Here is a 13,896-nt window from a genome sequence, read left to right on the forward strand (position 1 = left end):
ATCCGAACCGGCTGGGGGACCTCCCAGGCTGTTCAAGCACCGGGGGGACATCGCCTAGCGCCTCCCGGGAGTCACGGACCGTGATTCCCTTGAGAGACAGCATGGTTGACGTACAGTCACCGCAACAAGCGCTTCGGGCATATTCCAGCGGGAAGGAGTAGGCGTAGTGCATACTGTGCGACGCCTGCTGCGGAGAGTCGAACGAAGGCGCTTCTCGCACCCGCGTACGGTGCGAACGGCGCGCATTCCCTTTCCGGGCACCACCCGATGGGCAGCGCCGGGAGATCCGCGCAACACGCTCATTCGCATCCCACGGAGCGTACCGGAGCCGGGCGCCGACTCCGGGCCGTGACGGCTCACGCGCAGGACACAACCCGATGTCAACGCTCGGTGACTCTGTTCCGGATCAGGCCGAGAGGGGCTGGGGGTCGTCGGCGGTGGCCTGTCGGGTATCCGGGTAGACGTCGAAGAGGCGGCGGACGCCCAGCGCCGCCAGGACCTTGTTGACATGGGCGGCCGAGCCCTGACCGGACATGCCGCCGACCCGGCCCTCCGACGGGAGGATCAGGCGCAGCCGACCCTGGCAGGAACGCATCAGGCGGCGGGTGGCGATCAGTACGCCGACGCCGCTGGAGTCGCAGAACACCACGTCGGAGAGGTCCAGGACCACATCGTGACAGCCGACGGCGACCGCGTCGTGCACATGCTGGCGGACCGCGGGCGAGCTCACCAGGTCCAGTTCGCCGGAGATGCGCAGCACGACCCAACCGCCCTGCTCGGCTTCGTCCACGTTCAGCATCACGTGACTGGCCCTTCAGCTGTCGGTCCGGAAGATCCGGAAGTTCCCGTTCCTTTTGGCGGCTGCCCCACCATTCGGTCCATGAAACACCGCCTCCACCTATAACACGCAGAAGATTTCGGACAGAAATGATCGGACGCGGGAGGTCAGGAGCAGCGGCCGGCCGGTCACGTTTGACGTCTGCAAGGTCGTACTTGGTACAAAGGGGAGCGCTCCACCGACGCACCCGACTACTGTCGAACGAGCGAGAGCAGACGTTTGGGGGCTCCATGCCGAAGGACGCACCACCCCGGTGGGACCGCAGAATGCAGCAGCGGCTCGCCCGGGGCGAAGCGGCGGCGCTCGGCGAGCTCTATGACCGGTTCGCGTCCCTCGTGCACAGCCTGGCTCATCGGGTGCTGGACGACGACGAGGCCGCCGACCGGATCACCCGTGAGGTCTTCGGCTACGTCTGGGAGCACCCCGAAGCCTACGAACCGAAGGACGGCTCGATGAAGTCCTGGGTGGCCACCCTCGCCCACCGGCAGGCGGTGCAGCGGCTGCGGCAGTCCGAGGCCGCCTCGCTGGCCACGAGCGGTGACGGAAGCACCGAGGAGCTGGAACGGAAGGTCCGCAGGGCCTCGGCGGCCGCCCGGGCCGACTACATCGTCACGTCCATGCCCGCGCCGCTGCGGGCCGCCCTGGAGCTCGCGTACTTCCAGCGCCGGGACTACCGCCAGACCGCGGCCGACCTCGGCGTGACGGAGGACGAGGCGCGACGGCGGCTCCGGCTGGGGTTGCAGCTGCTCTCCACGGCCAACACCCGTCCCGTCGACGGGGCGTCACCGCCCGGATACGGAGGGGCGCTGTGACCGGGCCGGCCGGACAGCCCGCCGGGCCACCGGAGGAGGAACCGGTGCCGTGCATACCGGGCCCGCGGGGTGCGGCCGACGATCTCTCGATACTGCCGGAGCCGCCGGTGACGCTCTCCCACCGGGTGCTGAAGTCGCTGCTCGGCGCCTGGGCGCTGTCGGCGTGCTCCTTCGAGGAGACCGACGCCGTCGAGGCGCACCTCACCGACTGCGCGCCGTGCGCCGACGAGGCGCTGCGGCTGCGGGACGCGGTGGCGCTGCTGCACTCCGAGCGGAATCTGGACCTCGACCCGATGCTGCGCTCCCGTGTGCTCCGGGGGTGCCTGGGGCGCCGGCCGGCCCGCATACCGGTGCCGGACTGGGCGGTGCCGTACGACGCGGAGACGGCCCGGCTCGACGCCCTGCTCAACGACTTCGGTGACGCCGAATGGCACGCCCCGGTGCGGCTCAAGTGGTACGAGCACGAACAGGCGGCCTCCCGCCGGACCACGGTCGCCGGTGTCATCGGGCACCTGCTGACGGTCGACGGCCTGGTCTCGGCGGCCCTCGGCCTGGACGACGCGCTGCGCAAGGTCCTCGGCGACACCTCCCCGACCGCACCGGACGGCCAGTCGTTCCCCCGTTCCCCGACCGAGCGCACCACGCGGTACTGGCGCGCACTCGCCGCCCCGCCGACCGGGACGATCCGCGAACCGTGGCGCGAGCAGAGCCACACGCTGATCCGCACGGTCTCCTTCGCGGGCGGCGGGACGGCGGAACTGCCCGTGCCGTACGGCGAGTTCAGCCTGCCGCTGCGGGATGCGATGCTGGACCGGGCCTTCGAGTGCTGGGTGCACGCGGCCGACATCGCGGAGGCGGTGGACTATCCGTACGAGCCGCCGGCCGGCCCGCATATGCACCGGATGATCGACCTGGCCGCCCGGCTGCTCCCGCCCACGCTGGCCGGCCGACGGCGGGCGGGGCTCGCCGCCCCGCCGCGCGAGCTGGTCCCCGCCGGGGCGCCCGGCCGTTCGCTGCGGCTGGAGATCGAGGGCGCGGGCGGCGGTGACTGGTACATCGCGCTGGACTCCCCTGGTGCGGTGGGCTCCGCGGACCACGCGGTGGCGCATGTCGCACTCGACGGAGCGGAGTTCTGCCGACTGGCGGCCGGGCATGTGCCTCCCGATGAGGCCGTGGCGGGCCAGGACGGCGACCGCGAGGCGATCCGGGACGTGCTGTCCGCCACGGCTTCGATGTCACGGCTGTAGCAGGGGGTCCGGGCCGCTAGGGCGTCCGGCTGCCCGTGGCGCCGGGGCGGGTGGCGAGGTACTCGGCGGAGCGCTCCGGGGTCCATCCGTGGGCTTCCATGAGGCCGGTGGCGAAGTTGCCGAGGTACGCGGCGGAGGGCGCGTTCAGCTCGGCCTCGGCGAGGCTCCACGGGGCGGTGAAGGTGAAGACCGGGATGCCGTCGATCGCGCCGGGGCAGACCAGGGTCTCGTACCGGCCGGGGCCGAGCCGGTCGCGGCCGGTGGCGAGCGCCCGGGTCAGGTCGATGTCCGTGCCGGGGTCCCGGTGCATCTCCTGGGCGGCGATGTCGCTGAACTGCTCGGCGGTGACGAGGTAGGCGCGGGCGGGCATCTCGCCGGCCCCGTCGGGGTCGTAGAAGCCCATGCCGCCGGTCCACACGAGCGACTCCAGGGCGAAGTACAGCACACCGGGCAGCAGCACCGGCACGGTCTGCTCGGGCAGTCGGCGGTTGCGGCAGCCCGGGTAGTGACGCGCCCCACCGGATGGCCGGCCGCCTTCGATGTAGTACGCCAGGCGGTCGGCGTGCATGTTCGAGCCGTACGCCGCGTACCACACCAGCCCGTCAGAGGCCGAAGCACCGGCGGCCGTCGGCTCCACCCGTCGGATGCGCCGGACGGTGGCCTGCCGGATGTCGTCCATGACGGACGACGCTATCAGCGGCACCGACGACAGGACCTGGACGACAGGACCTAGTCGAAGACCACCGTGCGGCGGCCGTTGAGCAGGATCCGGTGCTCCGCGTGCCACTTCACCGCTCGGGCCAGCGCCCGGCACTCCACGTCGCGGCCGATCGCGACGAGCTGCTCCGGGGTGACGTCATGCCCCACCCGTTCGACTTCCTGCTCGATGATCGGGCCCTCGTCCAGGTCGGCCGTCACATAGTGTGCGGTCGCGCCGATCAGCTTCACACCACGGGCGTGCGCCTGGTGGTACGGCTTCGCGCCCTTGAAGCTCGGCAGGAAGGAGTGGTGGATGTTGATGATCCGGCCGTTCATCGCCTTGCACAGGTCGTCGGAGATGACCTGCATGTAGCGGGCGAGCACCACAAGCTCGACGTCCTCGGCGCGGACGAGTTCCAGCAGCTCGGCCTCGGCGGCCGGCTTGTTGTCCTTCGTCACCGGGATGTGGCGGAACGGAATCCCGTACGAACCGACCAGCTCGGCGAAGTCGGGGTGGTTGGAGACGACCGCCGCGATCTCCACCGGCAGCGCGCCGGTGCGGGAGCGGAACAGCAGGTCGTTCAGGCAGTGGCCGAACTTGCTGACCATCAGGACGATCCGCATCCGCTCGTCGGCCCGGTGGATCTGCCAGTCCATCGCGAAGGCGTCACCGACGGCGGCGAAACTCGCCCGCAGCTTGTCCAGGGACACCGGCTGCTCGGCGGCGAAATGCACCCGCATGAAGAAGAGACCGGTGTCCCGGTCCCCGAACTGCTGACTGTCCTCGATGTTGCATCCCGTGATGAACAGATAGCTCGACACGGCGTGCACGATGCCCTGCTTGTCCGGGCAGGAGAGAGTGAGGACGTACTGGTCGGTCATGCGGAACAGGGTGCCACAAACGTTCGGCCTCAGAGGGCTCTGGTCATGATGTGGAGCACTTCCAGGGTCCGCGGAGGCGCGTCCGGATCGTCCGCGTCGGCGGTGGCCAGCCGGACGTGGGCCTCCCGTGCCGCCCGGACCGCCTCCGGCCAGCCGTGATGTTCCATATAGACCGATACAGGAGCATCCGCTCCCACTTGGTGCATGATGCGCAGCACCCGCAGCACCGCGACATCGACGAGCGCGGCCTCACCGGAGTCCCGGAACACCGTGCCGACGTACTTCTCGGCGGACCAGTTGTCGAGCCAGGTGTCCTCGACCAGCCGGTACACGGCGTCAGTGATGTCCCCGTACTCCGCCCGCCCGGCCAGCCAGCACTCCTGGTGGAAGACCGGATCGGAAAGCATATGCAGCGCCGAGCGCACATTGGCGCGCCAGCGCCACCACGGCATGTCGTTGAGCGGCATGCCGCCCATGGTGGTGGAGCGACGGCCGTGACGGGAAGCGTTCGGGGAAGCTTGCACGATTTCGATCGTACGTTCCCCGGTTGTGGAGGCTTCCCGCCCCCTGGAATTCACTCTGCGGTCACCCGCCGTTGAGGGCGGGCCACCGGTGCGTTACCCGGGGCACGGAAGGGTCCGGGGACATGACCGGTTGGCGACGTTCCTTCACCGTCCTCGCACTCTGTATGACTGTGGGGGCCACACTGCTCACCGGCTGTGGCGGGACGGCCGGCGCATCGGGGGGCTCCAGGGACCCCGTCACGGTCATGACCTGGGCCACCGAAGGCACCGACGCGACCAATATGCCGGGGATGCCCGCCATGGCGTCGGCCTACGCACGCTGGGTGAACGCACAGGGCGGCATCGACGGGCACCGGCTCAGGATCGTCACCTGCAACGACCACAACGAGCTGCTCGGCGCGGCGGCCTGCGCGCGGCAGGCGGTCACCGACCACGCGATCGCGGTCGTCGGCTCGTACAGCATCTACGGGCAGTCGTTCATGCCGCCGCTCGAAACCGCCGGGATCCCCTACATCGGCGGCTACGGCGCCTCCTCCGAGGAGTTCCGCTCGTCGCTCTCCTATCCGGTCAACGGCGGGCAGGCCGCACTACTGGCCGGCAACGGCAAGCAACTGGCCCGCGACTGCGAACGGATCGCGCTGGTACGGCCGGAGACCGTCGACGGCGACGAGCTGCCGGTCCTGCTCGACACCGGCCTCGCCGAGAGCCACCGGGGGCCGGCCACCGACATCCGCACCACCGCGGACGCCGGCGAGTACAGCGGCCCCGCCGGGGCGGCGCTGACAGCGGCGGGCGCCGACCCCGGACTGCCGGGCCGGATCGGAACGGCGGCAGCGGCCGCGCGGGCCGCCGGGGGATGCGTGACGGCGGCCCTCGGCGACCGCACCGAGACCTTCTTCGACTCCTTCCGGCGGCTCGAAAGGCCCGGCCAGAAGGTCAGGGTGGCCTCGGTGCTCGGCAGCGTGAGCCAAGGGCTCATCGACAGCACCGGCGGCGCCAGGAGCCCCTTCGAGGGGGCGTACGTCACCGGCTGGTACCCGCAGGCGAGCGATCCGCGCTGGCAGCCGATGCGCGACGTGATCGACAAGTCCGCGTTCGACGACAACCGCATCGACCCGGCCGACGCGGGCGTGCAGACCGCCTGGATCGCCTACTCGGTGCTGCGGCAGACCATCGAGTCGCTGCACCGCGACCACATCACGGCGGACGATCTCACCCGTGCGCTGGACAGCGGCCTCGCCGTGCACACCGGTGGGCTCACACCCACCCTGCGGTGGCGCTTCCAGGACCTGCTGGCATCGCGGGACTTCCCGCGGCTCGTCAACCACCGGGTGACCTACCAAGTGGTGCGCGACGGGCAGCTGGTGGCGGTGCAGAAGGACGCCGTGGATGTGGGGCCCACGCTGGAGAAGGCGTCACGGGCGGAATGAGCGGGTCAGAGCTGGTCGCCCCGGCGCTCGGTCAGGCTGTACTTGTCGGCGATGGCGTTCCACAGGGTCGACGCCTGCTTCTTCGCCGAGGTCGCATCGCCACTCGCCTTGTCGCCCCGGCCGGCCTCGGCGGTGCGCTTGGCGTGGCCGTGCTTGCAGCCCTTCTTACCGGCGGCCGCGACCTTCTGGGCCCAGGCGGCGTACTGCTCGTCGGCGGTGGCCGACGCGTTCCACCCCTTGGTGAGGGACGCCGACAACTGCGCGTTGTTCGGGAGCTTGTCGACGGCGAGGGCGCCGAGCCGGGTCACCAGGCCGCGTCGCTGCTTCGCCGCGCCCCGCAGATCCGCCGCCGCCTTCGGCAGGTTCTGGCAGGACCTGATGTTGCCGACCGCGGCGATCACGGCCGAGCGGCTGTTGTTGCTGTCACCGAGCAGCTTGTCCAGCGAGACGGCCTGCGGCCTGGCCGGGTCGGCAGCGGCCTGCGGCGACTTCGATGCCTCCGCCGACGTGGCGGCGACCGGCTCCTTGTCGTCCTTGCTGCCGCCCGATCCGCCCCCGCTGAGCAGCGCCCCCGCCCCGAGACCGAGCACCGCACAGCCGACGACCACGGCGGCGATCAACGGCGTACGGGACCGCCGCCGCTCGTCTCCTTCGGCGGCGCGGGTGACGGGCTGCGGGGCGTACGGCTGTGCCGGTGGCTGCTGCTGGTACGGCTGCTGGACGTACGGGTCGTTGCCGTAGGGCTGTTGCGGGTCGAAACGGGGCAACTGCTGCGTTTCGCCGGCCGCTTGCGGCCCCGTCCCGCCACCGTCCGTACGGAAGAGGCTGTCGAACTCGGCGGGCGGCTGCCGGTCCTCCGGGGCACCGGGTCTGATGCCGTACGGAGCCGCGACGGGGGCGGCCGGGACCGGCGGCAGGAATTGCGTCGGGTCGGCGTCGGAGCCGAGCGGTCCGGGGGCGGGCTGCTGCTGGTAGCCGAGGAACTGGGTCGATTCCGCCGGGTTCTCGGGCGGCAGGGATATCGGCGCTATGTACTGCGTGGCGTCGCTGTCACCCGCGCCGGGGACGGCCTCGGGCGGCAACGGCTGGGCGTAGGGAGGGGGTTGCGGGGCGGCCTGCTGGTACGGGGACTGGTAGTGCGGGGGCTGCGCCTGCGGGGGCTGCGCCTGGGGAGGCTGCGGCTGGGCGGCCTGCGGGCCCCAGGGCTGGCCCCACGGCTGGCCGCCTGCGGGCACGGTGTGCTCACCGGCAACCTCGGGCACGTACGGCCCACTTCCATCGGCCGGCATCACGACACCTTCGTGCGCGCGCCGCACAGCGGGAAGCTGCGGCTCGTCGCCCTGTCCGTTCTGCGTCACCGGGACTCCTACTGCGCGTGGACCTACGGAATCGTCGGTTCACGCTACCGGGTGAACCTAGGGGTCTGCTACGAGGTGGGGCGGGAGCGCTGCGCGGGGCTGTTCCCCCACCCTCCCCCAGCCTCCGGCCGGGGGGACCCCCACCTTCCCGAACCGGGGCTCCGCCCCGGACCCGGCTCCTCAAGCGCCGGAGGGGCTGGAATGTGCCGGCCTTGTGCCAATCGTGCAGGCACAGACGGTTACCGACCGGCAAAACCCAGCCCGGCCGGCGCTTGAGGCCACCCGCCCCGCCGCCCCCTACGCCGCCTGGAGATCCATCCGCGCCCCCAACTCCCGCACCGGCGCCTCCTCCCCGTACGGCTCCAACCGCAGGCGCAGGTCCTCCAGATACTCCGCCCCCCGGCTGGACCGCACCGTGCCCAGGAGTTCCACCGCCCTCATGCCCGTGCGGCAGGCCTGTTCGATCTCGCGTTGCTGGACCTGGGCGGTGGCCAGCAAAGTGAGGGCGATGCCGCGGCGGCGGGTCTTGGTTTCGGGGAGGCCGGAGAGGGACTCCTCGGCGCGGCGGGCGCAGGCCGCGCCCTGGCCGAGGTCGCGGTGGCAGTGCGCCAACTCGTCGGCCAGGTAGGCACCGTCGAAGTGGGCGATCCACGCCGGGTCGTCGCCCGACCGGGTGGCGGACTCCGCGCGGTCCATCGCGGCCAGCGCCCGCCCGGCCGCCGCTTCGGTGGCCCGGGCGTCGCCGAGCAGGGCGTGGCCCCGGGCCTCCGCCGCGTGGAACATCGCCTCGGCACGGGGCGTGACCCGGCCCCTGGCGCCCTCCTGCGCGGCCCGGGCCAGTTGGGCGATCTCGCGGGGGTTGCCCAGTTCGGCGGCGAGGTGGCTCATCGACGCGGCCAGGACGTAGCCGCCGTAACCGCGGTCACCCGCCGCCTGGGCCAGCCGCAGGGCCTGGATGTAGTAGCGCTGGGCGAGGCCGGGCTGGCCGGTGTCGACGGCCATGTAACCGGCGAGTTCGGTCAGCCGGGCGACCGCGGCGAAGAGCTCCCGTCCCACCGCCTCGCGGTACGAGCCGGCCAGCAGCCCGGACACCACACTGTTCAGGTAGTGGACGATGATCGGCCGCACATGTCCGCTGCCGAATCGGTGGTCGAGCTCGGTGAGCGCCGCCGTGGTGGCCTGCACCGCCGCGACGTCGGATGCTCCCACCCGCGCCCCGGTGGCCCGCGCCACCTGCGGGTCGGTGCCGGTGATCAGCCAGTCCCGGCTCGGCTCGACCAGGGCCGATGCGGCCACCGTGGAGCCGGAGAGGAAGTCGCGGCGCCCGACATCGCTGCGCCACAACTCGCAGACCTGCTCGATCGCGCCGAGCACGGTCGGCGAGAACTGCAGCCCCACGCCGGAGGCGAGGTTCTTGCCGTCGGCCATGCCGATCTCGTCGATGGTGACCGTGCGGGTGAGCTTGCGGCCCAGCGCCTCGGCGATGATGCCCGGCGCCCGCCCCCGCGGCTGCTGGCCGCGCAGCCACCGGGCGACGGACGTCTTGTCGTAACGGAGATCGACGCCGCGCTCGGCGCCGACCATGTTCACCCGGCGGGCGAGACCGGCGTTGGAGCAGCCGGCTTCCTGGATGAGCGCCTGCAGTCGTTCGTTCGGCTGACGGGCGACGAGAGGCCTGGCGGCCATGAATACCCCCTGTGGCGTGCGGCGATCACTGCTCTGGTCAGGTTGATCACTGCCCGGCAAATGTCGGGAGAATGCGGTGGAAGCCGGGAGTAATCCCGGCACTCTCCATGCATCCCCGCAGAGGAATACCCGTTCACCGGGGTGCAACCTCATGCGCGCCCCCGCTCATGCCTCCATGCGCCCCGTATGCCGGAGGACCGCCGCTCTCCCGGACAACGAGGGCCCGTAACCCCAGGTGACGGCGGGAGTTGAGCTGTTCGTGAAAGAGACCATCACCGCCGCCGAAGCCGCCCACATCCCGCAGCAGCGAGCGGAGCTGCTGCTGGACAGCGCCGTACGGTACGCGGAGGAGCGGCACTGGGACGTGCTCCCCGGCACCTGGCTGGAGGCGATGGAGGGCGTCGAGCGCTGCTCCTGCGCGGACCCGGCGTGCCCCGCGCCCGGCGCACACCCCACGCGCCCCGACTGGGCGACCCTGGCGACGGGAAGCGCCGTCGCCGCCCGCACCCTGTGGTCCCAGCAGCCGAGGGCCTCGGTGCTGCTGCCGACCGGGCGCACCTTCGACGCCATCGACGTGCCCGAAACGGCCGGTTTCCTGGCGCTGGCGCGGATGGAGCGGTTGGGCATGGAGCTCGGCCCGGTGACCTGCACCCCGGACCGCCGGATGCAGTTCTTCGTACTGCCGGGCGCCGGCGCCAAGGTGCCCGCTCTGGTCAGCGGGCTGGGCTGGACCCTCTCCGCCGTCGACCTGTCGGTGCGCGGCGAGGGCGACTACGTGGCTGCTCCGCCGACCCGGGTCGGTTCCGGCGGGGCCGTGCAGTGGGCCCGCCGGCCGACGGTGGCCAACCGCTGGCTGCCGGACGCGGAGGAGTTGATCAACCCGTTGGCCTATGCCTGCGGTCAGGGGGCCCGGGGCCGCCGCGGCTGAGCGCCGCGCCCGTAGGGTGTCTGCAAGAGCAGGGACTTCGAAGGGCGTCGCACCATGCCGGACCAGGCAGCCGTACGCGTAGAAGGACTGTGGAAGCGGTTCGGGGAACAGATCGCGGTCGCCGGGATCGACCTCGAACTGCCCGCAGGCCGGTTCATCGGCCTGGTGGGGCCGAACGGCGCGGGCAAGACCACCACCCTGTCGATGGTGACGGGTCTGCTCCGTCCCGACCAGGGCACCGTCCGGGTGGCCGGCCACGACGTGTGGCGGGACCCGGTCGCGGTCAAGTCCCGAATCGGGGTACTGCCCGAGGGCCTGCGACTCTTCGAACGGCTTTCCGGGCGCGAACTTCTCGCGTACAGCGGCCGGTTGCGCGGCCTGCCCGGCGCGGAGGTGGACAAGCGGGTCAGCCAGCTCCTGGACGTACTGGATCTGGCGGGCGCCCAGCACAAACTCGTCGTCGACTACTCGACCGGGATGCGCAAGAAGATCGGTCTGGCGGCGGCCCTGCTGCACAACCCCGAAGTGCTCTTCCTGGACGAACCGTTCGAGGGGGTCGACCCGGTGTCGGCGCAGACCATCCGCGGGGTTCTGGAGCGTTACACCCGCTCCGGCGCGACGGTCGTCTTCTCCAGCCATGTGATGGAGCTGGTCGAGTCGCTCTGCGACTGGGTGGCGGTGATGGCGGCGGGCCGCATCCGCGCCCAGGGGCCGCTGGCCGAAGTACGGGGCTCCGCGCGGTCCCTGCAGGAGGCGTTCCTGGAACTGGTGGGCGCAGGCAGCGTCGATACCGGCGACAGTCTCGACTGGCTGGGCGGTGGCCCCCGATGACGGCCGCCGCCCAGGGTCCGGCCGCTCCGGGTCCGGCCGGACCGGGACCGGACCGTCCCGAACCGGCCGGATCCGGACCGGCTGCCCCGGCACCGTCCGGGCCCGCCACGGCCGCACTCACGCCGGTCCTGGTCCGCCTCAAGCTCTCGCTGCTCCGCAACGGGCTGCGCCGGTCCTCCGGCCGTCGGGCCGCATACATCGCTTCGATGCTGGTCGCGCTGTTCTTCGCGGCGCTGCTGCTGCTCGGCCTGGTCGTGCTGCACGGCAACGCGCACGCGGGCACCCTCACCACGCTCCTGCTGACCGTCCTCGCGGTGGGCTGGGCCGCGATGCCGCTGTTCTTCCCCAGCGGGGACGAGACGCTGGACCCGAGCCGTCTGGTGATGCTGCCGCTGCGCCCGGAGCCGCTGGTACGCGCGCTGCTGGTCTCCTCGCTGGTGGGCATCGGCCCGCTGTTCACGCTCTGTCTGGTGCTCGGCTCGGCGATCGCGGTGGCGACAGGACCGGCGGCCGCGGCGGTGGCCGTGCTCGGCGTCCCGCTCGCCCTGCTGGTCTGCGTGGCGCTGGCCCGAGCGGTGGCCGCCGCCAACGTCCGGCTGCTCACCTCCCGCAAGGGCCGCGACCTCGCGGTACTGAGCGGACTGGTGATCGCGGTCGGCATCCAGGTGGTCAACCTCGGCGCGCAGCGGCTCGGCAGGGCCGGTGGCCTCTCCGCGCTCGACCCGACCGGCGACATCCTGCGGTGGCTGCCGCCGGCGTCGGCGATCGGCGCGGTGGACTCGGCGGCCCATGGTTCGTACGGGCAGGCCGCGGCGCAGCTGCTGATCGCGGCGGCCTGCCTGGCACTGCTGCTGCTGGCCTGGCAGCGCACCCTGGTCCGGCTCATGACGGCGCCGGACGGCTCGACGCTCGCCGCGTCGGGGCCCGGCCGCAAGGAGTCCGCGGCGGGCATCTCGCGGTTCCTGCCCGGCGGCCGTACCGGCGCGGTGATGCTGCGGACGCTGCGCTACATCTGGCGGGACCCGAAGACCAAGGCGGCGTGGATCGCCTCGCTGGCGATCGGCCTGATCGTCCCGCTGTTCAACGCCATCCAGGGCAGCGGCTCGGTCTACTTCTCGTGCTTCGCCGCGGGGATGCTCGGCATCCAGATGTACAACCAGTTCGGCCAGGACACCTCGGCCTTCTGGATGGTCGCCCAGACGATCTCATCGGAGCGGGACGCCTACGCCGAACTGCGCTCGCGGGCGCTGGCGTTGCTGGTGATCACCCTGCCGTACACGGCGCTGGTCACGGTGGTCACCGCGGCGCTGCTCGGCGTCTGGTCGGCGCTGCCCGAGGCGATGGGGCTGGCGTTCGCACTGCTGGGCGCGATGCTGGGGACGGGGGCGGTGACCTCGGCGCGCTTCCCGTACTCCATCCCCCAGGACAACGCGCACAAGAACGTCGCGCCCGGCCAGGCGGGTCTCGCCTGGATCTCCATCTTCGGCGGGATGGTCTCGGCGGCCCTGCTCTGCTCCCCGGTGATCGCGCTGCTGATCACCCTGCATCTCACCGGGGCCCGGGGCTGGCTCTGGGTGCTGCTCCCGCTGGGGGTCGTGTACGGGACGCTCGTCGGCTGGCTGGGGCTGCGGGTGGCGGCGCCGCAGGCGGCGGCCCGGCTGCCGGAGATCCTCACCGCCGTCAGCAAGGGCTGAGAAGCCGACGCCGGTCCGGGCGGCCGCGCGGACCGGCTGCTTCGCGGCGCCGACCGGCTACTTCGCGGCCACCGCGTCCAGGAAGGGCTCGATCGCCGCGCGCCACGCCTCGGGCTGGTCGTAGTGGACCAGATGGGCGGCGTCGGCCACCTCGGCGTACTGCCCGCGGGGCAGCACGCGGACCATTTCCTGGGATTCGGCGCGGCCCAGCTCGCCGTCGAGGCCGCGGACCACCAGGGCGGGGCACTGGACCTGGGCGAGGTCGTCCCAGTGCGCGTCGTAGACCCAGGTCTCCCGGGACATCAGCATCTGCCTGCGGGAGAAGACCGGGCGCCAGCCGTCGGACCGCTCGGCCATCACCTCGGCGTAGAACTCCCCCCGGGCCGGATTGGGGCGTTCCACCCAGGGATCGTCCTCGCCGAACCACTTCCGTACGTCGGCGAGGGTGGCGAACGGCACCGGCCAGGACTTGAACCAGTCCTCCCACTCCCGCTGCGACGCGATCCCCAGGGCGGAGGCCCGCATGTCGCAGATGATCACAGCCCGGACCAGGTCGGGGCGCTTGGCGGCGAGCTGCCAGGCGGTCAGCGCGCCCATCGAGTGGCCGATCAGGGTGACCGGACCCAGGCCCAGCTGGACCACCGCCGCCTCGGCGTCGGCCACGTAGGCCTCCCGGGTGTAGGGGCCGTGGGCCGGTTTGTCGCTGCGGCCGTGGCCGCGCTGGTCGAGGGCGACCGCGCGATGCCGCTCGGAGAGCCAGCGGGCGGTGGAAGCCCAGTGCGAGGCGCGGCCCATCAAACCGTGCAGCAGTAAGACGCCGGGAGCGGGGTCCGGCCCGCCGCCGCGCTCCTTGGGCGGGTCGGCGAACTCCCAGGCGGCGAGGCGTACGCCGTCGGGTCCGGTCACGTCGATGCGCCGCATGTGTTCTGGCACCCCCTTCATTCCCCCGGGTGGTCGGTCCCGCTCG

General features: G+C 72.0%; 13 protein-coding genes. 6 read left to right on the forward strand and 7 right to left on the reverse strand.

The window, feature by feature from the left end:
• Window positions 1-406: 406 nt before the first annotated feature.
• Complete coding sequence (locus tag AB0436_RS22605; RefSeq protein WP_366469724.1) at window positions 407-802, reverse strand: STAS domain-containing protein; 396 nt, start codon at window positions 800-802, stop codon at window positions 407-409.
• A gap of 266 nt (window positions 803-1,068) precedes the next feature.
• Here AB0436_RS22605 and AB0436_RS22610 point away from each other — a divergent pair, with 266 nt between their 5' ends.
• Entirely contained in the window at window positions 1,069-1,650 is a 582-nt protein-coding gene (locus AB0436_RS22610; protein WP_366469725.1) for a sigma-70 family RNA polymerase sigma factor, read from the forward strand.
• Between the two features lie 53 nt (window positions 1,651-1,703).
• Entirely contained in the window at window positions 1,704-2,897 is a 1,194-nt protein-coding gene (locus AB0436_RS22615; protein ID WP_366469764.1) for a zf-HC2 domain-containing protein, read from the forward strand.
• A 16-nt stretch (window positions 2,898-2,913) separates the two neighbouring features.
• Here AB0436_RS22615 and AB0436_RS22620 read toward each other — a convergent pair whose 3' ends face one another.
• The 3 genes from AB0436_RS22620 to AB0436_RS22630 are packed head-to-tail and all read right to left on the reverse strand — an operon-like array spanning window position 2,914 to window position 4,954.
• Window positions 2,914-3,576, reverse strand: a complete 663-nt coding sequence (locus tag AB0436_RS22620) for a histone deacetylase (protein WP_366469726.1) — start codon at window positions 3,574-3,576, stop codon at window positions 2,914-2,916.
• Window positions 3,577-3,626: 50 nt separating this feature from the next.
• Window positions 3,627-4,478, reverse strand: a complete 852-nt coding sequence (purU, locus tag AB0436_RS22625; RefSeq protein WP_366469727.1) for a formyltetrahydrofolate deformylase — start codon at window positions 4,476-4,478, stop codon at window positions 3,627-3,629.
• Window positions 4,479-4,507: 29 nt separating this feature from the next.
• Complete coding sequence (locus AB0436_RS22630) at window positions 4,508-4,954, reverse strand: hypothetical protein (RefSeq protein WP_365857285.1); 447 nt, start codon at window positions 4,952-4,954, stop codon at window positions 4,508-4,510.
• A 170-nt stretch (window positions 4,955-5,124) separates the two neighbouring features.
• Here AB0436_RS22630 and AB0436_RS22635 point away from each other — a divergent pair, with 170 nt between their 5' ends.
• Window positions 5,125-6,432, forward strand: a complete 1,308-nt coding sequence (locus AB0436_RS22635; protein ID WP_366469728.1) for an ABC transporter substrate-binding protein — start codon at window positions 5,125-5,127, stop codon at window positions 6,430-6,432.
• Window positions 6,433-6,437: 5 nt separating this feature from the next.
• Here AB0436_RS22635 and AB0436_RS22640 read toward each other — a convergent pair whose 3' ends face one another.
• Entirely contained in the window at window positions 6,438-7,790 is a 1,353-nt protein-coding gene (locus AB0436_RS22640) for a hypothetical protein (protein ID WP_366469729.1), read from the reverse strand.
• A 297-nt stretch (window positions 7,791-8,087) separates the two neighbouring features.
• On the reverse strand, window positions 8,088-9,476 hold the full coding sequence (locus AB0436_RS22645; protein ID WP_366469730.1) for a transcriptional regulator: 1,389 nt from the start codon (window positions 9,474-9,476) through the stop codon (window positions 8,088-8,090).
• A gap of 259 nt (window positions 9,477-9,735) precedes the next feature.
• Here AB0436_RS22645 and AB0436_RS22650 point away from each other — a divergent pair, with 259 nt between their 5' ends.
• The 3 genes from AB0436_RS22650 to AB0436_RS22660 are packed head-to-tail and all read left to right on the forward strand — an operon-like array spanning window position 9,736 to window position 12,929.
• Window positions 9,736-10,404, forward strand: a complete 669-nt coding sequence (locus AB0436_RS22650; protein ID WP_366469731.1) for a bifunctional DNA primase/polymerase — start codon at window positions 9,736-9,738, stop codon at window positions 10,402-10,404.
• 54 nt (window positions 10,405-10,458) lie between these two features.
• Window positions 10,459-11,235 carry an ABC transporter ATP-binding protein gene (locus tag AB0436_RS22655; RefSeq protein WP_366469732.1) on the forward strand — a complete coding sequence of 259 codons (777 nt, stop codon included), beginning with the start codon at window positions 10,459-10,461 and terminating at the stop codon, window positions 11,233-11,235.
• Window positions 11,232-12,929 carry a transporter gene (locus AB0436_RS22660; RefSeq protein WP_366469733.1) on the forward strand — a complete coding sequence of 566 codons (1,698 nt, stop codon included), beginning with the start codon at window positions 11,232-11,234 and terminating at the stop codon, window positions 12,927-12,929. The genes AB0436_RS22655 and AB0436_RS22660 overlap by 4 nt, the downstream gene beginning before the upstream one ends.
• 57 nt (window positions 12,930-12,986) lie before the next feature.
• Here AB0436_RS22660 and AB0436_RS22665 read toward each other — a convergent pair whose 3' ends face one another.
• Complete coding sequence (locus AB0436_RS22665; protein ID WP_366469734.1) at window positions 12,987-13,850, reverse strand: alpha/beta hydrolase; 864 nt, start codon at window positions 13,848-13,850, stop codon at window positions 12,987-12,989.
• Window positions 13,851-13,896 lie beyond the last annotated feature (46 nt).

Origin of the sequence: Streptomyces sp. NPDC051322 (assembly GCF_040689485.1) — a bacterium.
Classification (GTDB): Bacteria; Actinomycetota; Actinomycetes; order Streptomycetales; family Streptomycetaceae; genus Streptomyces.

What these genes read in the sequence shown, in the direction of transcription:
- AB0436_RS22635 (WP_366469728.1), top strand. Translation starts at nt 5,125, where the DNA reads ATGACCGGTTGGCGACGTTCCTTCACCGTCCTCGCACTCTGTATGACT.
- purU (WP_366469727.1), bottom strand. Translation starts at nt 4,478, where the DNA reads ATGACCGACCAGTACGTCCTCACTCTCTCCTGCCCGGACAAGCAGGGC.
- AB0436_RS22630 (WP_365857285.1), bottom strand. Translation starts at nt 4,954, where the DNA reads ATGGGCGGCATGCCGCTCAACGACATGCCGTGGTGGCGCTGGCGCGCC.
- AB0436_RS22610 (WP_366469725.1), top strand. Translation starts at nt 1,069, where the DNA reads ATGCCGAAGGACGCACCACCCCGGTGGGACCGCAGAATGCAGCAGCGG.
- AB0436_RS22645 (WP_366469730.1), bottom strand. Translation starts at nt 9,476, where the DNA reads ATGGCCGCCAGGCCTCTCGTCGCCCGTCAGCCGAACGAACGACTGCAG.
- AB0436_RS22620 (WP_366469726.1), bottom strand. Translation starts at nt 3,576, where the DNA reads ATGGACGACATCCGGCAGGCCACCGTCCGGCGCATCCGACGGGTGGAG.
- AB0436_RS22655 (WP_366469732.1), top strand. Translation starts at nt 10,459, where the DNA reads ATGCCGGACCAGGCAGCCGTACGCGTAGAAGGACTGTGGAAGCGGTTC.
- AB0436_RS22665 (WP_366469734.1), bottom strand. Translation starts at nt 13,850, where the DNA reads ATGCGGCGCATCGACGTGACCGGACCCGACGGCGTACGCCTCGCCGCC.
- AB0436_RS22660 (WP_366469733.1), top strand. Translation starts at nt 11,232, where the DNA reads ATGACGGCCGCCGCCCAGGGTCCGGCCGCTCCGGGTCCGGCCGGACCG.